Source organism: Dellaglioa sp. CoH-57-MRSF-22, assembly GCF_056781895.1.
This window is the reverse complement of record NZ_JBXAXT010000207.1, coordinates 1-273: the sequence shown is the minus strand read 5'-3', so window position 1 is coordinate 273 and position 273 is coordinate 1. Positions and strand designations below refer to the sequence as shown.

At 52.7% G+C, this 273-nt stretch carries 1 protein-coding gene; it reads right to left on the bottom strand.

Features of this window, described 5'->3' with window-relative positions; genetic code table 11:
* Positions 1-273 (bottom strand): ATP-binding protein (locus tag AC1RPR_RS08805; protein WP_481763571.1); only part of this gene is annotated, 273 nt, incomplete at both ends.

The window sequence follows — 273 nt, the reverse complement described above, 5'->3', positions numbered from 1 at the left end:
CTTAAAGATCGCACGTTTCATGCCGATGCCGTAGACGCCAACTGAGTAGTCGGTTGACGACGGGTCGCTGTCAGGATCTTCGTCCTTACTCGGGTCGCTCTCGGTTTCGGCGGAAGACGACTCATCAGTGTCGTCTTTTCGGCCGAAAGTAAACGCGTAGTCTGCTGCGTTATCGAGGGATATGCCTCCACAGTTGTCGGAGATGCGGAAGCTTGCATCATCGAACTCGATTTCAATGCGATATTGCTTTAGAAGTTCGCCCGGTGTGAACAC